This window comes from Methylothermus subterraneus (assembly GCF_054656915.1).
In genome coordinates this window covers 18,926-41,278 of record NZ_BAAHXK010000006.1, presented here as the reverse complement: position 1 = coordinate 41,278, position 22,353 = coordinate 18,926, and the positions used below count along the sequence as shown (strand labels likewise).

The window sequence follows — 22,353 nt, the reverse complement described above, 5'->3', positions numbered from 1 at the left end:
GGCCTTGTCATATTGCAAGCATGGATAAGATTTTGCTGGATTGCAAGACCTGACCCCTTTAAAAAACGCCCGCCGGAAAGCGGGCGCCGTCCTTTCGCGTAAAGAAACTTTACACTTGAGCCTTGCGGCGGCCAAAACCCAAGGCCCCAAGCCCCAGGCCGAACAAGGCCAGGGTAGCGGGTTCGGGGACAGAAGACAAACGCGCATCCCCATCGGGCGAATCAATGGTCACACGAATCCAGCCTGGATCATACACAGACGAAGCATTGCTTCCCGAGATCGCCTCGCTGGGGGTAAAGTGATATTCACTTACGGCCAAGATATAATGCCCCACTCCCAAAGGAATTGCGCTGATCAACGAATCCCAGCCGAAGCTGTCATCGTTTGACGCGATGAGGTTCGCCAGGGCAAGGCTGGAAGCAAATAAATGGATCTGGGGATCCCAATTCCAATACCCGTCAGGATCTAAAGAAAATTGGCCCTGGGCAGCGATCGAAAAAGTACCGGCCGTTGTTACGTCAAACTCGACGTAGGCCACTGAGCCAGGATCGCTGTCCGTAACATATACATCGGTTATTATCGGAAGGGCCTGCCCCCCCCCAGCATACAGGGCCAGGGCCAGGCCAAAGAGGGAAAGCAGTTTTTTCATGGCCGATTCTCCTGATTCAAAAATTGAAATTTTCCCAACCCACCTGCCCGCGGGCAGGCGCGAAAAATTTCAAGCAAGCATCGTACCATTATATTAAAGTTATTGATTTATAAAGAATATTTGAACATCCGGCGGCGGCCGCTGTAAAAAATTCTGACAAGCTCAGAAAGCCTTCGGCAGTAGGCCCGCACACAATCCTTAAAGAGGACGAGCAAGGGGCATTCAGGCCGCGCTGTTGACCGCCTCGGGTTTGAGGGCATATTCGGGCCGAAGCTTGTGGTAAAGAAATTCCGGAGCAAAATCCGCCCCGTTGGGCCAGACCACAGTGCCTGCCTCCGCATCCACGCGCATACGGGCGAATTCGCCAGGATCACGCAGGGGCTCGAAAACCTCGCCCCACAGCTCACCGCTCAGATCGATCTCCCCCTCCACACCGTCGGCGAATCGCACCCAAATCCTGTAATCAGCGATGTATTTCGCTTCGATCAGTTTTGGCAATGAAGTCATATCAGTGGCTCGATTGGTTTCAAGATTTTATGCTGGGAGGCCAAATGCCAGTTCTCCAGCAATTCATGCCGATGAACCTCACGCCACTCCTGGATCAGACCCAACACCCGGGGCGGCAACCGTCCGGCCAAAATTTCACCATTATCAATGGCAACGGCCGCCTCTTGATCTCCATAACGGGCATGGAAATGCGGCGGGGCATGATCGTTATAGTACATGGTTATGATGATACCGAGAAAACGGCTCACGATAGGCATTTTACCCCGGCACCTTAAACCGCACCGTCTCCGGCGCCAGGCAGCTGCGTTCGCCGCAGGCCTGCAGCTGCAGTTTCAAGGGCACAGGGCCCCGTCCAGCGGTTTCGATCCGAAAACGCAGCTCGACCCGGCCCAGATACCCGCGCCACGGCCGGCGGCTGTCAAAAATTCTGACACTCTGGGGCGGAGGATAGGCGATCGGCCCGAGGCGCCAGCCGCAGGCCGGCCAGTCCAGGCTCAAGCGAGTGGGAATGAGGTCTTCGGTGGCTTCCGGCCCGTTGAGATGCCAGCCGTCGGCGATCCTGAGCCAGACCACGCCTTCCCTTCCCTGCCACAAGCCGCTGAGGCGAACTTGGCCGCCCGCGGCCCACTGCACCGGCCCCGCCTCGCCTGCTTGCGATTCGCGCCAGGCCAAGAGCAAATAGGCAAAGCCGGACGGATGTTGGCGCACCCAGGCGCCTAGCGCGGCGGCAAGCGGCTTGAAGTACCTCTCGTAGGCGAGCTTGCCGGTGCGGCGGGCAAGGCGGGCGAGCACGCGCGCGGCGGCCGCGTTCCCAGACGGGTAGGCGCCGTCGAACAGGTCCTTAGGGCGCACTGCCAACCTTTCGTCTGCGCGGTTCATGAAGCAAGCGCCCCGCGCTTCGTCCCAGAACTGCGCCAACATGGCCGCGGTGAGGGCCTCAGCCTCCTGGAGCCAGACCGGGTCGGCGCTCACATCGTACAGGGCTAAAAAGCCTTCGGCGAGAAAGGCGTAGTCCTCCTGCAGCCCCTCCCCCGCCGGCCGCCCGTTCCGGGAAGCGCGCAGCAACCGCTCGCCTTGCAGGTGGTGGCGGCTTAAGAACTCGGCGGCGCGGCGCGCGGCGAGCAGGTATTTGGGTTCGTGGAACAGGCGGGCGGCCTCGGCCAGAGCGGCGATCATCATGCCGTTCCAGGCGGTGACGATCTTGTCGTCGCGCAGGGGCGGCACCCGCCGTCTGCGCACCTGGTACAGGCGCTGGCGGATGCGGTCGAGGCAGGCCAGCAGTTCTTCTTCGGTCATGCCTTTGGCTTGGGCGATCTCGGCCAGGGGCCGGGGCAGGTGGAGGACGTTTTTGCCCTCGAAATTGCCGGACGCGCTGACCCCGAAGAGCTCGATGGCCAGTTCGGCGTCGTCTTTGGGCAGGGCGGCGCGGATTTCTTCAGGAGTCCAGAGGTAGAACTTGCCCTCCTCGCCTTCGCTGTCGGCGTCGATGGCCGCGTAGAAGCCGCCTTCCGGGGCGGTCAGCTCGCGCAGCACAAAGTCGAAGGTGCAACGCGCCGCGTAGGCAAACAGGGCGTCTTTGGTCAAGGCGGCGGCCCGAGCATAAAGGCGGCCGAGCTGGGCCTGGTTGTAGAGCATCTTTTCAAAGTGGGGAATCTGGAAGGCGGCATCGACACAGTAGCGATGAAAGCCGTCGCCGATTTGGTCGCAGAGGCCGCCGCGGGCCATGGCATCGAGGGTCTTGCGCACCACTTCCAGCACCTTGGGATCGTCACCGCGCCACAGCTCGTCGATGAGCAAAGCCAGCCACGGTTCGTTGGGAAACTTGGGCGCGGCGCCGAAGCCGCCGTGGCGGGGATCGAACGGCGCGAGGATTTCGGCGATCGCCGCCTCGACGGTCTCGGGGCCGATCTCCCCGGGGTGCGTGCTTTCCAGCTCAAGAAGCGCTTGTTTGAGCCTTTCGGCCTGCGCCTCGATCTCGGCGCGCCGGGATCGCCAAGCCTCCGCCACTTGCTGCAAAAGCCGCTTGAACGCCTGCGGCGGGAAGTAGGTGCCGCCGAAGAATGGCCTGCCGTCCGGGGTCAGGAAGGCCGACAGGGGCCAGCCGCCGTGGCCGGTCAAAAGCTGCACCGCGTGCATGTAGACGGCGTCCACGTCGGGGCGCTGCTCGCGGTCGAGCTTGACCGGGACGAAATCGCGGTTGAGGATGGCGGCGATTTCCTCGTCCTCGAAGCTTTCCCGCTCCATCACGTGGCACCAGTGGCAGCTCGAATAGCCGCTGGAGAGAAAGATGGGCTTGGCTTCGCGCCTGGCCTTGGCAAAGGCTTCCTCCCCCCACGGGTACCAGTCCACCGGGTTGTGGGCGTGCTGGAGGAGATAAGGGGAGTTTTCCAGGATCAGGCGGTTGGTGAATTTCTTTTCGGCGCGCGCCACAATCGCCTCCTGTAGTTTAAAGAAAAACAGTGTACACGCCTTTAGCGCGCAAGGCGTCAGTCGCCTGGATGGATCCAGCGCCAGCCGTATTGACGGAAAAACCGAAACGCTGCGCGCAAAAACCAGATCGTATGCCGGATGCCCTTGCGCGCCGCCCCTCCGCCCAGGTGGACGATTTGAAAATCGGGAAGATAAGCGATTTTGGCGATTCTACGCGCGCGCAAAGAAAAATCGAAGTCCTCAAAATACAAAAAATACTGAGGATCAAACCCGCCGGTTTGCCGCCACACCCGCCCGCGCACGAGCAGACAGCAGCCGCTGACCAAGCTCAGATCGAACTGCGCCCGATCCCAGTTAAGATCGCGCATCTCATACGCCGCGAGCAGGGATCGAAACGGCGCTCTCAGCCAGGCCGGGGCAAACCCTCGCAGCGCCAGGACCAACACGCTGGGATAGCGCTTGCACAAATAGGCCCTTTGGCCTTGGCCGTCCAGCGCCCGAGGCACCACCACGCCGACCTCGGGATGCTCTTTAAGAAACTCAAGCGCGGCCGCAAGGCCTTTTGTTTCTAAAAACACGTCGGGGTTGAGCACCAGGCGGAAATCCCCTCCTTGCGTTGCCACCTGGTTGTGGCCCAGGCCGTAGCCGCCGTTGGCGGGACTCAGGATGAGCTCAAGCCTTAAGCTTTGCCGCCAGCGGCGGATCAAGTCCTGCAAGGCGCGGCGGTATTCCGGGCCGGAGGCGTTATCGACCAGAACCACTTTGAAAGCGCCAAGTTGCCCTTGGGCCACAGCGCATTCGCCCGCCTGCCGCAGGTGAAAGAGCGCCTTCTCCAAAGCCGGCAAGGGCGAGCGATAGACGACGATGGAGGCGATAAGATCAGGCACGGCGCGCCCAAAACGCGGCCCAAAGCTCTCCAAACGAGCGCGTCATGGCCGAGGTGGCGGTTTCTTGCAGGGAAACCGGGCGGCGCTTGGCCAGCATTTTGGGAAGACCCCAAAAGGCATCGCGCAGGGCCAAAAGCGCCGCTTTTCCTTGCCCGCGCGCCGCCGCGGCAAGGCAAAACCCCAAACAGAACAAAAGATGCGCCGGAAGATAGCGCGCGATCCAGCGCCAAGGCAGGTTCTTCCACCAGCACCAAATCGAGTTGCGCAGACCATAATAGACGGTAAAATCGCTCTTGTAGCCGGTGCTGTAAGAGCCTTTATGGTAAACCACCGCCTCGGGCAGAAAATAGCAGCGCTTGCCGGCAAGCCGCAAACGAAACCCCAGGTCCACGTCTTCAAAATAACAGAAAAAATCCTCGTCGAACCCGCCCACTTCCAGCACGTCTTGGCGCCGGTAGAGGGCCGCTGCCGCGCACGGAGAAAAAATCTCCCCCGGAACACGCTCGCCCTCGGCCTCCGGGCGATTGAAATCGCGCCGCCATCCCCAGCCGCAGGGGTGATAGCAGTCGCCGCTGCCGTCCAGGCGGGAAGGATCGTCCAACCGGTGCATCCTGCCGCCGTAGGCGGCATAGCCCGGATGCTCGCAAACGCCCTGCCACAGGCGCTCGAGCCAGTCGGGCTGGGGGACCGCGTCGGGGTTAAGCAAAGCCACCCATGGGGTTTTTACCTCCTCGCGCAGCGCCAGGTTGTTGGCCGCGGCAAAGCCTAGGTTTCTATCCAGCCGTCTAAGCCGCACCCAGGGAAATCTTCGCGCCGCCTCTTCAACCGAACCGTCGCCCGAGGCGTTGTCCACCACCACCACCGCCTGCGGCGAAACGCTCTGCTCGGCCAGGGCCGAAAGCGTTCGCATCAGCATCTCCCCGCCGTTCCAGTTGACGAGGACCACGCTGACCGGGATTCTTAGCCGCTCCATAGACGCTTAAGCCACGTTAAGCGAGAACGGCAACCATCGCGCCAGCGCAGAAAGCGCGCCGGACTGCCCACCACCACCGCTTCGTCCGGCACGTCTTTAGTCACCACCGAACCAGCCCCCACCACCGCCCCAGCGCCGATCAAAACCCCTTGCAGCACGATCGCCCCGGCGCCGATCCAGGCCCCTTCGCCGATGCGAATCGCCCCATAGCTTAAGGGATTGTCCCGGATCGGCAAGTTGCCTTCGGTGCGATGGCCGGCGGATAAAAGCATGGCGTGCGGGCCGATCAAGACTTTGGGCCCGATCTCCAGCCCGCCCTCGCCGGAAAGATACGCGTACACGTTGACGATGGTATCGTCGCCGATTACCAGGCGCGCCTCAGGGCATAAACCGTCCCCGATTACCAGCCGCACGCCTTCATAGAGGCTGACCCGCTCGCCCAAGACGATGCGCGAGCGGCCCTCGTCGAAGCGGCACACGCTCACCGAAGCCGCGATCCGGCATCCCGCTCCCATCCGGTCGATGCCGGGATGATGGGAGGTGAGCCCTGGGATGCCGAGCATGGCTAGCGCAAGGTCTGCAGGGCTTTTTCGTGCAGGACCACGCCGTAACGTCGATAAAGGTCCTGGCGCAGGCGGGCAAAGGCCTCGCTTCGGCAAAAGCGCAAGGCTTCCTCGGCGGCTTCGGCTTGGACCTGCTCCCACGGCGCCAGGATCGGCTCGCGGCGGGCAGTGACCTGATAGAGATAGACCCACTCTCCCACCACGAGCGGGCCGACCACCTCCCCGACCTTGGCCGTTTGCAAAGCTTTCAGCCCCGCCTCGCCCAATTCGGCAAAGGCCTCAGTGCGCACAAAGCCCAGATCCTGCAGGCAGGCTTTGCCCTGCGGGCAAAGCTCGGCGAGCTCAGCCAAGTTCTTCTCGCCGGCGCGCACGCGCTCGCCCGCCTCTTGGAGAAACTCGATCGCCGGCTTGCCCTCGATCTGGGCTGAGACCGGCAGTTCCAGGCGATTTAGGCGTACGAACGCCGGGGTGGAGAAGCGCTCCGGGTGCTCTTGATAAAAGCGCTTGGCCCCTTTTTCGTCGGGCTTCGCGCAGGGGGGCAAAAGCTTGCGCTTGACGCGCAAAGCGTAAAGGTCCTCGTCGTCTTCGGCCTCGCGTGGGATTTTCAGGCGCTCGCCTTCCCGATTCAAAAGCCTAAGGTCGATGAGATCCACCAACACCCGTCGCCAGCCCGGATAACCGGTCGCCAGATAGCCCGCAAGCAAGGGGCGTTTTTTCACGTAGGCGCGCACTTGGCCCGCGGTGATTTTCTCATCGCCGATTACAGCCAGGACCGGATCCTCTGCGGCCCACACGCTCAGACTCAAGCCCAACAGCCAAATCACCCACGCTCTCATCGCTTCTCCTCAAGCGCTTTGGCCTTTTCCCACAGCGGCCCAAAATAAACGTTCACCCCAGGGCCTGCCGAATTGACTACCAGCAGATCCTCTTTGCCGTCGCCGTTCCAGTCTCCCACCCGAAGGCGCGAAGGCAGGCTGCCGGCTTTAAGCTGGCGCAGACTCCAGCCCGAAGGGCCTTTGCGCGCCAGGATCACCCGCCCTTCCTCGCCCAAGGCCACAGTGCCGTCTTTGAGCACCGCGGCGCTGGAATAGCCCCACTCGGGCGCGGGGATGTCCTCGGTCTCGACGTTTTGGCCGCGGTGGTAAAAGACGCGCGCCGCCTTTCCGGTCTCGAGCGCGGCGACCGCATCTTCCCTGCCGTCGCCGTCGATGTCGCCGGCCGCCACCTGGCGCGGTGAGCCTGGGCTTACAGGCTGCAGAAAGCGGGTCGCAAACCGCCTCCGGCCCAAATTGAGCTGCACGCGGATGGAACCAGTATCCCAATCGCTCCAGATAAGATCGGGGAGTTCATCGCCGTTCCAATCGATAACCGCCGCGTGCCAGGGGGTGGGGGCGGCGGCAAGCGCCTGGGATTGGGGAAAGGCAAAATTTCCCGCCCCCCACCAGATCACCACCTGAGCGCCGGCGTAAGGAGTGAGCACCAGGTCCTTATGGCCGTCGCCGTCCAAATCCACCGCTAGGCAATCGCGCACCGCAAAGGGGGCAGGAAGCGCTTTTTCCAAGACCAGCCGGCCGCCTTGCAGGCGCCACAATTGAACCTGGCGCTCGCCTTCGGCGGCCAGGACCAAGCGCTCTCCCTCCCACCGGCACAGGCCGTCGGGGTGATAGCCGGCCTCCTCGTAGCGGCCGATTTCCTTGTTTTGCTCAAGGTCCCAAAGTCCCAGGGCGTTGTCGCCGTGGAGGCTGGCGATTAGAAACCATCGCCCGTCTTCCTCAAGCAGCAAAGCGTCCCACGGGCTGGCCTTGGCAAACGGCAAGGGCGCCTCTTGCCTTTCAGGCAAGGGCGCGCACGCGGCAAGCAAAAGCAAAAGCAGCAGCCAGGCACTTTTCAAGTGCAAGCCCTCCAAAGAAAAGCGCCGGCAAAGCCGGCGCTTGCTTCAAGGCGAAATCGCCTAAAATTTATTATTCGATTGCGATCGTCTGCTCCCCAGCTTCCGGCGTTACGTTGTTGCCCCAAGGGTTGATGATGGTCTGCACCGCCCCGAAGTCCGGCGCGGAGATGGTGCTGAAGGTGACCACGCCGTTCCAGGGAGCGGCACTTTTGTGCTGGTCATCCACAAAGCCACAGGGTACCGGCCAGCGGATGAAGCCGTCTAGGAAATTGGCCGGCCGGCCGACGATCTTTTCGACGTCGATGAAGTTTTGCTCTTCGTTGGGCAGCTCGAAGTTCACCGACTTGCGGTTTTGTTGATCGTCGAACATGTTGACCGTGTAGGTGCCCTTGATGGCGCTCGCCGACCACGCGAGAATGCTCGTATCGCGACCCCCGCTTTTGCCGTCGATGAAATAACGCATGTCGATCTCCTCCTGGAGCGGCCCGCTGATGGTCTCGGTCAACGTGCCGATTTGGCCATTGCTGGTGGCCCCATTAGAGACGCAGTTGGCCCCGGCCATCAAATAATCGACGCTCGTTGCAGTCAGATTGGTCGGATCGATCGCTGTGCCCAAATCGCCCTCGAAATCGATGTCGGTCAAAGGCACGCTGGGCAAGAAAGCCACGTCGTTCGGCGGAATCACCTGCACCGCATGCCCTGCCAGCGGGGCCTTCTGAAAGTCACTTACATTGATCACGCCGTCCGGAACGTTAGGACCTGCCCCGTCCGGGTCCACGTCCTCGACGAACACTAAATAGCCGCGCTGGTTTTCCGTGCCGAACCCCCCTTCGTCCTGCCAGACGAAAGAAACGTAGTCGTTTTCGGTAACTTTGATCTGGCCGTCGGTGACGTGCTTAGAATTTTGATCGAAGAAGGTCCAATAAATCACCCCGGGCCGACGGGCAATTAGACCCACTGCCGTCGTGTTTCCCTTGCCGTCGTGGATCACGTTCGGAACGAGCAAACCTACCGAATATTCGGACTCGACCACCGCCTGGACAGCGGTCGTCCCCATCGCCGCGGCGATGGCTGTGCTGAGCGCTAGTTTTTTCATCTTCATCGCTTTTCTCCCTTACGTGTTGCGAAACCACAAACTCAAACGCCTGCCCTGACCTAAAAAAAGCTCAAGGCTAGGCTTCAATATAACGGCATTGTTGGATTTTGGCAAGCAAGAAATCGCAAAAGCGCTTTTGTAATCGGTTTCCACGCGCTTGTTTTGTTGCATTCAGGCAACGCCAAATCGACAACCCTTGCCTTGATGGACTTGAATGAGTATAGCCACAACGCCGCCGGACTTGCAAATTCAATCTTGCGGCAGGTTTGGCCACCCATTTACGCCCCTCCCCCAAGCTGCGCCAAGCGCTGTTTGGCCAGAGCGTTGTCTGGCTCAAGAGCAAGCGCTTTGCGGTAGGCGCGCTTGGCCTTAGCGCTTTTGCCCTGGGCGAGCAGCGCCTCGCCCAGAGACAGCCACAGGGCCGCGTCCTCGCCATCGAGCGACAGCGCCGCGCGGTAGTCGGCCTCGGCCGGGGAATAGCGCTTCTGAGCCAGATACACGCTGCCGCGCACCCAGTAGAGGCGCTTTTTCACCTGCGGCAACAAGGGACGCTTTAAGGTGTCCTCCACCGCGCGCAGGGCCAGGTCGTAGTCGCCCGCCACCAGATAGGCGGCGGCCAGATTGGCCACCACGCTCTGCGGCAACGGCGCCTTGGGCGGCCAAGGGGTGGAGGCGGCGATTTGCCTGCCCAGCGCCAAGGACTCCTGCACCCTGCCGGCGTTAAAATATTCGCGCGCCAGCTCCAACTTGGGCCGCAGTGCCTGCGGCTCCAGATGGACGTTATCCTCCCAGAACGCGATCGGGTCGCGCCAAAATTGGTTGCGCTGCCAGGTCTGCCAGAGAAGACCGACGAGCGCCAGGCAGAACACCCCCGGGCCCAGCCAGGCAAGCCTGGGCAGGCGGCGCGGAAGCCAAACCAGCAGCCCAAAGGCGCAGGCTATACTTAAGCCGGCGTTGGGAAGATAGGTCCTGTGCTCGAAGATCAGATCCCGGATCGGGACGATGGAGGACTCGACCAGGTGGGCGGTGTAGTAAAACAAGACCCCAAAAGCCGCAAGCGGCGCTCTCTTTAGATTCCAAAGCGCCAGGCCGATGAGGGTCAGATGCCCCCAAGCCGCCACGATGACCCAAGGATCGGACCACGTAGGGGTTTGATGGGCGGCGTAATCCAACCGCAAGCCCAGCGGCCAGAAAAACAGCCGAAGATACCACCACAGGACTTTGACCTGGGCAGCTAGGTAATCGCTGCGGCCAAACCAATCGGTCTCGCGCGTGAGACGGTCGAGGAATTTAAGCGGCGGCAGGTAATTGACCGCCCACAGCAGGCCTAAACCTAACCCCAATGCGGCCAGGGCGCCTAAGCGCAGCCCAGCGGCGTGGCGGGAAGCCGGAAAACAGACCATTTCCACCCACAGAATGGCCAACGGCAAGGTGGCGGCGTTCTGCTTGCTCAAGAGCGCCAAGGCCGCAGCCAGTACCAGCCCTACCCCCCACGGCAGCCGGTGCCTTAGGCCGGAGGCCAGGCGCAGGCGCAGGTAGCAGACCAGAGCGGTCAGATAAAACAGCGCCGCCAGCACCGCAAAGCGCTGGCTGATGTAAGTCACCGCCTGGGTTTGCAAGGGATGGACGGCAAACAAAAGCGCCGCCGCCAAAGGCAATCCCGCGCCGGCGGCATTTTGCCCGGCCGGCGTCTTGACCAGCTCGCGCACCAACTGCCAAAGGGCCAAAGCGGCCAAGAAATGCAAAAGCAGATTGCTAAAGTGATAGCCTGCCACTTCCAGGCCGTGCAGCTTATAATCCAAGGCCAGGCTGAGATAACCCAAAAAGCGCAGCGGCTCCTCGTGCCACAGGCGGCCCAGGTCAAACTGCTTGACCGCCGGGTTGGTCTGGACGGTCAGGTAATCGTCGAGATAGAACGGCACATCCAGGGTATGGCCGTAGCTGAAGCCGATCGCCGCGGCGATCAACCAAGCCTGCAGCCAAAGGCCCGGCTTGGCCAGGCGGTCGGGCTCCTCAAGAGCCGGGTTTCCTGAGCGCATGGTACCAGGTGCCGCCGATTTTCACCCAGCGGTCGCGGATCTTAGACTTGATTGGCTTTTGGATCGCCGGCGGAACTAAATATTCCACCTCCAAGCTCACTTCGGCCTCGTCGGGGTTCAAAATCCGGATCGATTGGATCTTGTAACTCAAATAGCGGATCCCGCCTTTGCTTTGCACGTATTTCTGCAGGCTCGCTTGAGGATTTCGCGACAGCTCCTCATAACCGTACATGGCCACCAGGTCGTTCGCCTTGAGGGCGTCCCAAAATCCAACCACGCGCTGCCTCAAACGCTCCTCCTGGCTCAGCCACAAGGTGGCGCAAGCAGCCAACATCGCAGTCAATAGCACGAGCGAAAGCGTGCGGATCATCGATGCCTCCGTTTTTCAAGGTTTGAGACGACGCCATTTCTGCCACCAACGCGGCGCGGCTGGTCGCTCAGTGGTGGCTTTTCGGTGTTCTTCCAGTTCGGCCTGGAGCTGGGCGATGGCCTGGTCGCGGGCAGCGATGAGCTCTTTGGCCTCGGCAAACGCTTTGCGGTGTTCTTCCAGTTCGGCCTGGAGCTTAGCTATGGTTTGCTCTCGCGCCAGCAAAAGCTCCCTGGCCTCGGCAAACGCTTTGCGGTGTTCGGCCAAGTCAGCTTCTACGGCCTTTAGCTTCGCTTGAAGGCGCACCCGCTCCTGCTCGCCGGCCTCAAGCCGCTTATGCCACTCCAGGCGCACCTCAGATTCTGCTGCCGGATACGCCTTGACGATGAACTGATAGACATCGCCGTCCTGCCTAGCAGCAAGCCAGTCGCGCAGCGCCTCCGGCAGGGCAAGCCAGAGCCAGTCAAATTCAGCCTGCTCGGGGGGAAGGCGGTAAACGTCCCATACTACCGGCAGAAAGCCGCAGGCGAGCAGCATCTCCTCCAGGTCGGCGCGGGTGAAAAAACGCAGATGGGTAAAGTCCAGAAGCCCTTTAGCCCGGTAGGGAAAACGCCCTTGCAGCAAGGCAGCGACAAGGCTATTGTGCGCCGCGTTGGGAACCGAGGCCACCAGGTATCCCCCTGGACGCAACAAGGGCACCAGCCGTTCCAGACAACGCCAAGGATCCACCAAGTGCTCGAGGATGTCGGCGGCGAGAATGACGTCGAACTCTGCGCCGGTCTCGGCAGCCAAATCTAAGTTCTCGAGGTCCCCCACCACCATCTTTTCGCACCAGGCGGAAGCGATGGCGGCGGTCTCCGGATTACGCTCCACTCCCACGACGGTGCAGTTCTGCTTCTCGTGCAGAATCCGAGTCATCACCCCCACCGCCGTGCCCAACTCCAACACCCGCTTGCCTTGCCCGACAAGGCGCAAGATTTTGGCCGCCGGGACTTCAGAGGCAAGATCCACGGCGTAGCTGTAACGTTCGGCATCGGTCTGGAACTGGGTCATAGAGAATTTTTACGATACCATTCCCAGGTACGCAGTAAACCTTCTTCCAGGGAAACCTCAGGCCGCCAGCGCAATTCGCGGACGGCGCGGGAGATGTCCAGAACGATCTCGGGAACGTCAAACGACCTTGCCGGGAAATACTCGACCTCTGGGGGTCGGCCACTCAGTCGCGCCAGATGTTCCACCAAGGCGTTCAGGGAAATTCCCCGGCCGCTGCCGATGTTGAACACCCGCTCCGGTCCATCGTAAACCGCTGCCCGACAAAACGCCTCGGCCACATCGTCGATGTAGATGTAATCCCGCACGATGCTGCCGTCCCCCCAAATTTGCAAGGATTTCCCCGCGAGGAGGCGGCGGATGAAGATCGGAATGACCCCTTGAGTGGCGCTGCGGTGTCTAGGTCCGTAAGGGTTGGCAATACGCAGGGCTATCACTTTAAGGCCGGCCAAGGCCTCAAATAACGCCCCATATTTCTCGACCATCAGTTTGGTAACGCCATACGATACGAGAGGATCGTGGTGGACGTCCTCAGGCACCGGGTTAACAGGAGGGCGGCCATAGACCGTGCCTCCCGAAGAGGCGAATAAAACCCTTTCGACCCCGGCCGATACGGCCTCCTCGAACAACTCGATGCTGGCGATGACGTTGCTCTGAATGTCGAACACGATATTCTGATTGGAGGTCGCCGGGGTGGTAGTAGTGGCCAGGTGGAAGACCCAGTCGATCCCTTCAAGCGCCGCTTTGACCTCGGCCCGATTGAGGAAATCCCCTGTAACCGTATGCAGGCGAGGATTGTGCAGGCTTTTGAACGCGGAAAAATCCCGCGCGACGTCGAAAGCCACCACCTCATGGCCGAGTTCCAATAAGCGCTCGCACACATGGCTACCGATAAAGCCATTGCCGCCGATAACCAGACAGCGTTTCATGCCTCTTTCCTTTCTTTACAGGGTTCAAAGATCTGCGGCCCCAGATTCCACTGCCACCAAAGCCAGGGATATTTTTGGACGTCGCGCTCCAAACAGTGGACCGCAGCCTGAAAAGCCGCCTCAGGCTCATGAGGGAGAAGCTCCAGGTAGCCCCGCACCCGAAAGCCCTCCTGGAGGGCACTGGCATATATCAGTCGTGCCCCGGTGCGCTTAGCCAGGCGCAAAATACCGCTCGGCAAAACGAGGCGGCCACCGAGGAACAGCGACCGGATCGCGCGCTTTTCCCATCCCGGCACGTAAGCGTCCAGCAGGATTATGACGACTTCTCCCCGCGCCAGCTCGCGATGAAGTTCCCTCAAGTTGTCGCCAAGGCGAATCCAGCTCCCGCCGAGGTGACGATGCAGAGCAGCGGCCTTGGCGCGCAGGTAATCGCGCTCGATTGGATCCAGCTCCGGATTGGCGTCGATGGCCATAGTCAACATCCCCAATCGTTCGCCGGCCAGAGCCAAACCTAAAGCATGCAGATTGACGCGGCCAAAATGGGCCATCACCAAAATCACGCCTTTGCCCGCAGCTCGGGCTTGGCGCAAGATTTCGAGTTCCGAAACCTGTACCAGGCAAGCCGCGCGGCGAGCATCCGCCATGAGCACAAAGGCGTCCAAGCGCTCTAAAGACTTCATGACAAAGTGACGGGCCAGGATCTCGGCCCGCCGCAGCGGTGATAGCCCTGGCAGCAGATAGCGCAAGCCGTTTGACACCGCATACCGCCCGCCTTGATCCATTAGCATCTCCCAAATCCCAGAAACCGCTGCCAACGCATAGCCTAAAGGAAGGGGAAGGCGCGCCAGTGTGGGATACCACAGCCGATAGCACAGGCGCTTGCCCATCAGGTCACCTCCCAGCGGTGATCCAAATAAACGATCCCGACCTCCCGTCCTTTTCCCCGCACGGTAAACGGGCAGATCAACTCGGCCATGTCATAGACTTGGAGGCCGGAATCATCCAAGACATAGACACTTAAAAAATACTCGCCAGAAAGCAGGGGCAAGGAGGGGAAAATCAACGCAAGGCGTAGGATGCCATTAGGGCATAAGGGGCGAGCACCAGGATAAAAGTGAGTGGCCGTGCCAAAGACGTTCTCGCGATCGTTGCGGACGATGGCCACCCCCAGGTGGCATGGGGTAAATGCAGCCGACTCGATCTCAACCACTGCTCGGCAGGGTTGAAACGTCTCCACCTCCGCCACCGGCTTGCCTTCCGCATCTGCAAAAGCAACAGCGCGCAGGCGCACCGGCGCATCGGCGATCCGATCCAAGTTGCAAAACGGCGTTCCTGGAATCGCCTCGCGCAGACCCGCGTTTTTCTCCCGCTCGTAGTTCTCAAAAGCGCTCACTACCTTCTCGGTCTCCCCCACTAGACGCAGCCGCCCTGCGTCCAGCCAGGCCACCCGGGAACAGAGGCTGCGCACTTGGTATAAATTGTGGGAGCAAAACAGCACCGTTTTCCCTTGGTCGCGGAAAGCCAAAATGCGGTCTAGGCTTTTTTTCTGAAAGTGTATATCCCCCACTGAGAGCGCTTCATCGATGACCAGAATATCCGGGTCTACGTTAGTAGCAGCGGAAAAAGCCAGGCGCATAAACATCCCAGAGGAGTAGGTTTTGACCGGGCGAGCTAAAACATCCGCGGGCAGTTCTGAGAACGCCGCCACTTCCTCCACGTAACGAGGCATTTCAGTGGTTGGAATCCCAGCTAAAGCGCCCATTAAACGAATGTTCTCCCAACCGCTTTCCTCCGGATGAAAGCCAGCCCCCAACTCTAACAACGCTGCCACTCGTCCGCTAACCTGTATCCGACCCGATGAAGGGCGAATAGTGCCGGCAACGAGCTTGAGCAGGGTACTTTTACCCGCACCGTTTTCGCCGATGATCCCGAAGGTTTCCCCAGCCGCCACCATCAGGGAAACGTCACGCAAAGCCCAGTACCAGGTTTGCTGAGAAACCCCGCCAAACAAGGCACGCAGGCGGTCTATCGGGCGAGGGAAGAAGGCATAGCCCTTGGAGACGTTCTCTAGCCGTACCGCTATGGTCACAGCCAATCTCCCAGAGCACCGCGCAGGGTGCGGAACAACCACAGCCCCCCGCCCCCCAGCAAACCCGTCCAGACGAGTAAGGCGAGCAGACTCGAAATAGGGAGAGGCAGGCTAAGTAAAACAGCGTGGTAACCGTCCACCAATGCGGCAAAAGGGTTAAAAAAAAACCACACCTGGTACTCCTCAGGTACCATACTGCGCGAATACAAAATTGGGGTAGCATAGAACAGAAACTGGACCAAAATTGGCACCAGATGCAGTAAATCACGGAAACCCGCCGCAAGTACCGCCAAAAGCAGACCAAGACCGCAGGTCATAGCCAATTGACACAAAAGTAAAGGGATTAGCCCTAAGGTAGAAAACGTAAGCAGACCAGAGATGGCCAACAGCCCTAAGAAGATCAGCATACCGATAAGTTGCGGTAGCAAGGACGCAAGCACTGCCGAGACTGGAAATACTGCCACTGGGAACGCGATCTTCTGGATTAACTGCTCTTGCACTACCAAAGAATAGGTGGCCCGAGTAATTCCTTCGGCTAACCCCATCCAAGGCAGCAAACCTGCTAGCAAATAAAAAAAATAACCGTGCTCAAGGTTAAGCTCAGGTATCCTCACTTTGAGGACCACCGCAAATACAAAATAAAAGAGAGCAATGTTACCTAAAGGTAACAAAAAAGCCCAAAGTACCCCTATCAAAGAGCCTGCATAGCGGGCAGTAACCTCACGGCGAGTCCATAGGCGCAATATCTGTAGAAATCGAACCAGCTCCAATCTATCAAACACCACGGCGCAATTCCTTAAGAAAGGCGTCGATCTTGACCGCCTCAGCCATCCAGTCGGTAGAGGCGGCAGAGACCAGCCCGCCCTCGCGCAGCCTCCGATGTAGGCGATCGTCCTCGAGCACCTGGATTACCGCTTGAGCTAAGCCTTCCGGGGTAGGATCGGCAAGCAGAGCGTTCTCGCCATCCCGAAGCAGCCATTCGACGTTGGGTCCGCGGTTAGAAACCACCGGACAACCGCAAGCCATGACCTCCAATGGCAGCAAAGACGCATTGGTCAGGGAAATCACCAAGGCGCAGTCACACTGGCTGTAAAGATCCGCCAACTCGTCCAGCGGCACGACCCCCGCGTTGAGCGCCGGGAAAGGGATGCGGTAGGCAGACACGTCCCAACCGGCGAGCACGAATTGCACGTCTGGCAATCTCTCGTTGACTTTCTTTAAAGCCAGCATACCCAACTCGAAACCGCGCCGCGGGGTGACGTTACGAGCATAGAAGAAAACCCGTCTAGGTCCTGGACGGCGGGGCAAGGGCCGATAACGCTCCTTCTCGTAGGAGAACCGAAATACGTGCACCCGCATTCCGTAATCTGCAGCTATCTTCCCAAGCCAATCGCCTGCAGCGAGGGCAACCAGACCTAAGCGATAAGTTTGCTCAGCGAACACATAATCGCTTCCCATAGGGAAAAACCAAGGCTCGAAATCTTGAATGAAATACAAGCGATGGGAGGCTTCGGGCAGTGCGCGAACAATGTAAGCAGTCATCCATGCAGTTGCAACTGCGAATTCAGCAGGCAAGACATGCTCTGCACCAATAACCACCTCAGCATCAAGGGGCACGAAGTGCTTGCGGATTATCCGCCTAGCTTCCGCACCGGAGGAAAACCGGTTTTCCCCAACAATGCAGATTTGGCAGCGATAACCCAAAAGCTCAAGATTGCGCACCATTCTAAAGATGTTCAGATGCCCCCCGCTGCCAATCTCAAAGCCGGGGATAACCCATACCATAGTATTCTTCGGGACTCCTTCCTTGATCTTGCAATCTGCTCCAAGCGCTGAATTCGCCTCCAAGAAAGCATAATGAGCAAACAAATCGATCTGGCCAAAGCCCCCGCGACCCCGCCACAGTCGGCGAACCAGAAACCGCAGAAACCCCAAAACGCCAAGGACCTTAAGGAGCGACAAAGCTCGCTGCAATCGGTATCCAAACCGTCCCACGCGCTTACCCTGCGCTCTGAGACTTTAAAGCCTGATCGCGGGAAAAACGCCGCTCCACCCAATCAGGGAGCCTTTCTGTACCTCCTAGCCAGAAACCAAATAAGCGCGCCAAGGAGCGTACCGGCACCTCCGCATACCACTGCCATCGCTCAAGGCCAGAAAGATCGGCTTGCACCACCCAGCCCCAATCTCGCAAGATAAAGCGAGGCCATTGATATAAGAGAACATTTAAGGACGGCACCAAGTCGTAACCGAAATATTTTTTCAAGGCTCTAGACTCATCAAAAGCGCGCCGAAAGGTTTCTAGCACACCAAAATCATGAGAGTGAAACACGCAGGCCGATGGGACGTATGCTTTGCGCCAGCCAGCTTCCAAAACCGCCTTAGCCCACAGCTGATCCTCGGCGAAATCCACATCCGGAAAGGGAATCTCTTGCCACACGCTGCGGCGGATACAGGAATTGTTGTTAGAGAAAAAATGAAGGAACTGACGGTATCCAACATCGACCCGGTAGCGGTTCCAGTCATCGATCGCAAACACGTTTACTGCGGAACCAAACCCGGAAAAATGCACCTCCAACTCGCGTGCCGTGATCGGATTGCAATCAGGGTAGGGCAAATGACGGCCAAAGGCTCCTGCGATGCGCGCATCGCGTTCTAAAGGTTCCACCAAAGTACGCAACCAATCGCGACCGGCCGGAAGGGCATCTTGAGTGATATAAACGAGATACTCCCCACGGGTCAACTGCCCACCCAAATTGCGCGTCCGACCATGACCGAATTGGTCCGGATCGATGGTATGGAGCTTAGCTTTCAACGAACGGGCCACTTCTCGAGACGAGTCTTTGGATCCCGAGTCAATCACCAATACCTCGAAAGGCCACGGGGTTTCCTGGGCCATCACAGCCTCAAGCACACGGGCAAACAGCTCCCCACCGTTTTTTACCGGAATCACTACCGACGCTTTGACCGCTGCCATTATCTGCCTTAACTGTTATTATTCGGGGATCGATAGATCCTTTAAAATGCCGGCGATGCCCTACCACGACCTACGCGACTTTCTCGCGCAATTGGAACGGCGCGGCCAGCTCAAGCGCGTTGCGCTGGAGGTGGATCCGTATCTGGAAATCACGGAAATCTGCGACCGCACCTTAAAAGCTCAGGGGCCTGCTTTGCTGTTCGAGCGTCCCAAGGGATCCCAAATCCCGCTGCTGGGCAATCTGTTCGGCACCGTGGAACGGGTCGCCTTGGGGATGGGGGCAGAATCGCTGGCCGAGTTGCGCGAGGTGGGAAAACTTCTAGCCTTTCTGAAGGAACCGGAACCCCCTAAGGGAATGCGGGATGCGTTCGGCAAATGGCCGATGTTTAAAAAAGTGTTCACCATGGCGCCTAAGGTTATCAAATCCGCGCCTTGTCAGGAAGTGGTGCTCAAAGGGTCCGAAGTCGATCTTAGCCGCTATCCCATCCAAACCTGCTGGCCGGAAGACGCCGGCCCGCTCATCACCTGGCCGCTGGTGATCACCAAAGGGCCTTACAAGGAGCGCCAAAACTTAGGGATCTACCGGATGCAGGTGATCGGGCGCAATCAAACCCTCATGCGCTGGCTCGCCCATCGCGGCGGGGCGCTGGACTTTCAGGAATGGCAAAAAGCCCATCCAGGCAAGCCGTTTCCGGTGGCGGTGGCCCTGGGGGCGGATCCGGCAACGATCCTGGCGGCGGTCACCCCAATCCCGGACACCTTGTCGGAATACGCTTTCGCAGGCCTCCTGCGCGGCGCCCGAACCGAGGTAGTCCAAGCCAAGTTGTCTGAGCTTTGGGTGCCAGCAAGCGCTGAGATCGTTTTAGAAGGGTTTATCCATCCGGGCAAGACCGCTCCCGAGGGGCCGTTTGGCGATCACACCGGCTATTACAACGAGGTGGAGGAGTTTCCCCTATTCACCATCGAGACCATCACCCAACGGCAAAATCCTATCTACCACAGCACCTACACCGGCCGCCCCCCGGACGAGCCGGCGGTTTTAGGGGTAGCGCTCAACGAGGTGTTCGTGCCGATCCTCAAAAAGCAATTCCCCGAGATCGTCGATTTTTACCTGCCGCCCGAGGGCTGTTCCTACCGCCTGGCGGTGATCAGCATCAAGAAACAATACCCCGGCCACGCCAAACGGGTAATGCTGGGATTGTGGTCGTTTTTGCGCCAGTTTATGTACACCAAATTCGTCATCGTCACCGACGCCGACATCGACATCCGCAACTGGCAGGACGTGATCTGGGCCATCACCACCCGCATGGACCCGGCCCGCGACCTCACCATCCTCGAGCGCACTCCGATCGATTACCTAGACTTTGCCTCGCCGACTGCAGGCTTGGGTTCCAAGATCGGTTTCGACGCCACCCACAAGTGGCCGGGGGAAACCGAGCGTCAATGGGGCCGGCCCATCGTCCAGAACCCAGAAGTAAAACGCCGGGTGGATGAGATTTGGAGCGCTCTGAATATCTTCTAACCTTCAGGATGCGCCTCGATTTCTTCGATCACTGCTTCCGAGGCAAGCATCAAACCGCGCCGGTAGCAATCGCTGGCGCCCTGCCAATCGCCTTTTTGCTGCAGCAAGTCGCCCAGCAGCCGATACGCCTCCACCGAGGGCTGCAGCGCCAAGCTGCGGCGCAGGTAGTCCTCGGCCAACTCCGGCGCGCCAGCGCGGACGGCGAGCTTGGCGAGCACCGAAAGCAGCACGGGATCGTTCGGATGCTTTTCGAGCCAGCCTTGGGCCTCACGCAGCTGAGCGGCGGCATCCAGCTCCAGCGTGCCGTAGAGCACCAACAGCGGCGCCTGCCAATGGGCCGCTAAAGCCTCGCGCAGCGGGCTTTCGATGGCCGCGCTTTGCCCGCACCGGATCATTCCGGCAAAATAAATCGCCTGCAGCTCCGGCAAGCGCCGCGCGTGCTCGGGCAGCTGCTGCCATTGGGAGGAAAGCGCCTGCGCGTCTTTACGCGCTGCCGCTTGCTTCAACAAGGCACTGTAGGTTTCCAGCTCCAACAACCGGACCTCAGCTTCCATCAGGACTTTCTGCTCGTGCAAGCGCGGCAGCAGTGTGTGCAGCGCGTGGAAGTCCTCCAATTTGGCATACGCCTGATGCAGCAATTTCAACAACCAAGCGTTGCCGGGGGCGATTTTCTCCAAACGCAACAGCGTCTCCAGCGCCTGGTCGAATTTCTCGTCCTCCAAGTGCAGCTCCGCCTCGGTCAGCTTGACCGCAAGTTCGGCATCGGGAGCTGCCTCGTAGGCTTGCTGCAAATACCGATCGCGCATGGCCTTTGCCCCTCGGCGCTGGGCGATGCGCGCCGCAGTCAGGTAATGGACCAGCGCTTGGTCGCTTAAACCCGCGCTTTGGATCAATACCCGCTCGGCCTGTTCCCAGTTCCCTTCGGCGGCCTGGCGCAGGCCTTCCACCAACTGCCGGAAAGCGGTTTCGCTTTGCCTCTGGCGGCGCGGAGAAGTCAAGGACCAAAGCAGACCGATCAACCTAAAAGTCGCATAGAACAAAACAAAACCAACCAGTACGATCAGCACCAGGGTCAAGAAAGTCAGCTCGATCTCCCACCGCCCCAAACCGATCAACACATAACCACTACGCAACAGTTCCAAGCGCGGCAGGAAAACGGCCGCGATCGCTGCCAACACCAAAATCGCCGACCAGAGAATAAGTTGTTTTTTCCACGCCTGCATGGCTTGCCCTTACTGGGATGGGGTCGCAGGTTGCGTCGCGTCGCCAGCCTGAGGCTCTGCCGCGGGCAAGAGAATCTGCTCCAACCTGAGCTGCGGCAGCTCCCGCAAGAGCTTGAGGGCCAAACCGATTTCCGGGATCTGCACCGCCACCGGTTGTTTGGAGACGGCCTCCAGCTGGCTCAAAAACTCCTGCACCGGCTGCGCCTGGGTGTCAAAGTGTTCGCTTAGCCAGGCTCGCGCTGCCTCCAGGCTGCTCCGATAGAGCTCCGGTTGACCCCGCACCGCCGCGAGCCTGGCGGTCTCCAGTTTCAAAATCAGCGCGTGGCGAATCGCCTCGACCTCTTCCGGGGTCAGGATCGCTTCCACCGGCCGTTCGGTTTGCCGGCGGCGGATGGTGAGTACTTCTTTCCATTCCTCAATCAACCCCTCCCCTTTAGCCTCGGATTTCGGGGCGACCTTGCCCATGTGGGGCAGGCGCAAAGGCACCGATTCGACCTGCCTCTCAAGCGCCAAGATTTGCGCGGAAATCCCTACCACGTCCGGAGCCTGCGTAGTTTTTAAGGTCGCGATCTCGCGCGCCAGCGCCTCGCGCACCTTAAACAGCGCCGGATCGCCAGCGAGGCGCAACAGCTCGTCGGCGGTTTCCATCGCCTTCAGCGCCGCGCCAATATCTCCCACCAAGCTGAGTTTTTGGCTGGCGACGCTGAGCAGGTACTCGGCATCGGCGAGCATCACATCGGTCTTGGTCCGGCTAATTTGGCGCTGAAGGCTCTGCACCTGGGTCTGGAGTTTGGCGTGGCTCAATTCCAGTTGCTTGGAGAGGGCCGCTAGCTTCTCGTCGAAGACCTTGGCCTGATCGGCCAGCATCGCTTGCCACTGCTGCCGGCGGGCGGTTTCCGCCCCTTCCAGCTGGGCTACCTGTGCGTGGAGGGTGGCCACCTCTTTTTGCAGCGCGGTCAGTTGATGGGTCAAATCGATAAGCCGCTGGCTTTCTTTGCCTGTCTCCCCGCCCAACCTCATCTGCTCGGCCCGGAGCCAATAGAACAGGTAATAACCCGCCCCGCCCAGGCTCAACAGCAGGATCACGAGAATCACCGCGATCCAAAAGCCGAACCGCGATAGACCTTCTTCTTCGTACTCCTCCGCGCGGTCCAATCGTGCCAT

Annotated in this window: 23 protein-coding genes; 2 read left to right on the top strand and 21 right to left on the bottom strand. The window is 59.7% G+C overall.

Going from position 1 to position 22,353, the window contains the following annotated elements:
• Window positions 1-109 precede the first annotated feature (109 nt).
• The 18 genes from ACYQ3M_RS06810 to ACYQ3M_RS06725 form a co-directional block, all read right to left on the bottom strand.
• Window positions 110-649 carry a DVUA0089 family protein gene (locus ACYQ3M_RS06810; protein ID WP_460035312.1) on the bottom strand — a complete coding sequence of 180 codons (540 nt, stop codon included), beginning with the start codon at window positions 647-649 and terminating at the stop codon, window positions 110-112.
• 222 nt (window positions 650-871) lie between these two features.
• Window positions 872-1,156: a DUF2442 domain-containing protein gene (locus ACYQ3M_RS06805; RefSeq protein WP_460035311.1), complete on the bottom strand. Its 285-nt coding sequence runs from the start codon at window positions 1,154-1,156 to the stop codon at window positions 872-874.
• Window positions 1,153-1,413, bottom strand: a complete 261-nt coding sequence (locus tag ACYQ3M_RS06800) for a DUF4160 domain-containing protein (protein WP_460035310.1) — start codon at window positions 1,411-1,413, stop codon at window positions 1,153-1,155. Before ACYQ3M_RS06800 ends, ACYQ3M_RS06805 begins: the two co-directional genes overlap by 4 nt.
• Before the next feature lies 1 nt (window position 1,414).
• Entirely contained in the window at window positions 1,415-3,586 is a 2,172-nt protein-coding gene (locus ACYQ3M_RS06795; protein WP_460035309.1) for a DUF255 domain-containing protein, read from the bottom strand.
• A 56-nt stretch (window positions 3,587-3,642) separates the two neighbouring features.
• Window positions 3,643-4,473 (bottom strand): glycosyltransferase family protein, encoded by an 831-nt coding sequence (locus ACYQ3M_RS06790; RefSeq protein WP_460035308.1) that lies wholly within the window; start codon window positions 4,471-4,473, stop codon window positions 3,643-3,645.
• Entirely contained in the window at window positions 4,466-5,446 is a 981-nt protein-coding gene (locus ACYQ3M_RS06785; protein ID WP_460035307.1) for a glycosyltransferase family 2 protein, read from the bottom strand. Before ACYQ3M_RS06785 ends, ACYQ3M_RS06790 begins: the two co-directional genes overlap by 8 nt.
• On the bottom strand, window positions 5,434-6,009 hold the full coding sequence (locus tag ACYQ3M_RS06780) for an acyltransferase (protein WP_460035306.1): 576 nt from the start codon (window positions 6,007-6,009) through the stop codon (window positions 5,434-5,436). The genes ACYQ3M_RS06785 and ACYQ3M_RS06780 overlap by 13 nt, the downstream gene beginning before the upstream one ends.
• 2 nt (window positions 6,010-6,011) lie before the next feature.
• Window positions 6,012-6,845 carry a peptidyl-prolyl cis-trans isomerase gene (locus tag ACYQ3M_RS06775; protein ID WP_460035305.1) on the bottom strand — a complete coding sequence of 278 codons (834 nt, stop codon included), beginning with the start codon at window positions 6,843-6,845 and terminating at the stop codon, window positions 6,012-6,014.
• The gene (locus tag ACYQ3M_RS06770; RefSeq protein ID WP_460035304.1) at window positions 6,842-7,906 is read right to left on the bottom strand and encodes an FG-GAP repeat domain-containing protein; all 1,065 of its coding nucleotides are present in this window, start codon (window positions 7,904-7,906) and stop codon (window positions 6,842-6,844) included. The genes ACYQ3M_RS06775 and ACYQ3M_RS06770 overlap by 4 nt, the downstream gene beginning before the upstream one ends.
• A gap of 64 nt (window positions 7,907-7,970) precedes the next feature.
• Entirely contained in the window at window positions 7,971-9,002 is a 1,032-nt protein-coding gene (locus tag ACYQ3M_RS06765) for a hypothetical protein (protein WP_460035303.1), read from the bottom strand.
• 272 nt (window positions 9,003-9,274) lie between these two features.
• A complete protein-coding gene (locus ACYQ3M_RS06760; protein WP_460035302.1) occupies window positions 9,275-11,035 on the bottom strand; it encodes a tetratricopeptide repeat protein in 1,761 nt (586 codons plus the stop codon).
• A complete protein-coding gene (locus tag ACYQ3M_RS06755) occupies window positions 11,010-11,405 on the bottom strand; it encodes a hypothetical protein (RefSeq protein WP_460035301.1) in 396 nt (131 codons plus the stop codon). The genes ACYQ3M_RS06760 and ACYQ3M_RS06755 overlap by 26 nt, the downstream gene beginning before the upstream one ends.
• Window positions 11,406-11,420: 15 nt before the next feature.
• On the bottom strand, window positions 11,421-12,455 hold the full coding sequence (locus tag ACYQ3M_RS06750; protein ID WP_460035300.1) for a class I SAM-dependent methyltransferase: 1,035 nt from the start codon (window positions 12,453-12,455) through the stop codon (window positions 11,421-11,423).
• A complete protein-coding gene (locus ACYQ3M_RS06745) occupies window positions 12,452-13,381 on the bottom strand; it encodes an NAD-dependent epimerase/dehydratase family protein (RefSeq protein WP_460035299.1) in 930 nt (309 codons plus the stop codon). The genes ACYQ3M_RS06750 and ACYQ3M_RS06745 overlap by 4 nt, the downstream gene beginning before the upstream one ends.
• Window positions 13,378-14,268 (bottom strand): lysophospholipid acyltransferase family protein, encoded by an 891-nt coding sequence (locus ACYQ3M_RS06740; RefSeq protein WP_460035298.1) that lies wholly within the window; start codon window positions 14,266-14,268, stop codon window positions 13,378-13,380. Before ACYQ3M_RS06740 ends, ACYQ3M_RS06745 begins: the two co-directional genes overlap by 4 nt.
• Entirely contained in the window at window positions 14,268-15,470 is a 1,203-nt protein-coding gene (locus tag ACYQ3M_RS06735) for an ABC transporter ATP-binding protein (RefSeq protein ID WP_460035297.1), read from the bottom strand. The genes ACYQ3M_RS06740 and ACYQ3M_RS06735 overlap by 1 nt, the downstream gene beginning before the upstream one ends.
• On the bottom strand, window positions 15,467-16,255 hold the full coding sequence (locus tag ACYQ3M_RS06730; RefSeq protein WP_460035296.1) for an ABC transporter permease: 789 nt from the start codon (window positions 16,253-16,255) through the stop codon (window positions 15,467-15,469). The genes ACYQ3M_RS06735 and ACYQ3M_RS06730 overlap by 4 nt, the downstream gene beginning before the upstream one ends.
• Entirely contained in the window at window positions 16,245-17,069 is an 825-nt protein-coding gene (locus ACYQ3M_RS06725; RefSeq protein ID WP_460035295.1) for a glycosyltransferase family 4 protein, read from the bottom strand. Before ACYQ3M_RS06725 ends, ACYQ3M_RS06730 begins: the two co-directional genes overlap by 11 nt.
• On the opposite strand from ACYQ3M_RS06725, the gene ACYQ3M_RS06720 reads away from it, so the two are divergent.
• Window positions 17,049-17,306 carry a hypothetical protein gene (locus ACYQ3M_RS06720; protein ID WP_460035456.1) on the top strand — a complete coding sequence of 86 codons (258 nt, stop codon included), beginning with the start codon at window positions 17,049-17,051 and terminating at the stop codon, window positions 17,304-17,306. The genes ACYQ3M_RS06725 and ACYQ3M_RS06720 overlap by 21 nt on opposite strands.
• A gap of 163 nt (window positions 17,307-17,469) precedes the next feature.
• Here the strand turns inward: ACYQ3M_RS06720 and ACYQ3M_RS06715 are convergent, their stop codons facing one another.
• A complete protein-coding gene (locus ACYQ3M_RS06715; protein WP_460035294.1) occupies window positions 17,470-18,444 on the bottom strand; it encodes a glycosyltransferase family 2 protein in 975 nt (324 codons plus the stop codon).
• 55 nt (window positions 18,445-18,499) lie between these two features.
• Between ACYQ3M_RS06715 and ubiD the strand changes: the two genes are divergently transcribed.
• Window positions 18,500-19,966: a 4-hydroxy-3-polyprenylbenzoate decarboxylase gene (gene ubiD, locus ACYQ3M_RS06710; RefSeq protein WP_460035454.1), complete on the top strand. Its 1,467-nt coding sequence runs from the start codon at window positions 18,500-18,502 to the stop codon at window positions 19,964-19,966.
• Here ubiD and ACYQ3M_RS06705 read toward each other — a convergent pair.
• Both ACYQ3M_RS06705 and ACYQ3M_RS06700 read right to left on the bottom strand, forming a co-directional pair.
• The gene (locus tag ACYQ3M_RS06705) at window positions 19,963-21,189 is read right to left on the bottom strand and encodes a heme biosynthesis HemY N-terminal domain-containing protein (protein ID WP_460035293.1); all 1,227 of its coding nucleotides are present in this window, start codon (window positions 21,187-21,189) and stop codon (window positions 19,963-19,965) included. The genes ubiD and ACYQ3M_RS06705 overlap by 4 nt on opposite strands.
• Window positions 21,190-21,198: 9 nt before the next feature.
• Window positions 21,199-22,353 carry a uroporphyrinogen-III C-methyltransferase gene (locus ACYQ3M_RS06700; protein WP_460035292.1) on the bottom strand — a complete coding sequence of 385 codons (1,155 nt, stop codon included), beginning with the start codon at window positions 22,351-22,353 and terminating at the stop codon, window positions 21,199-21,201.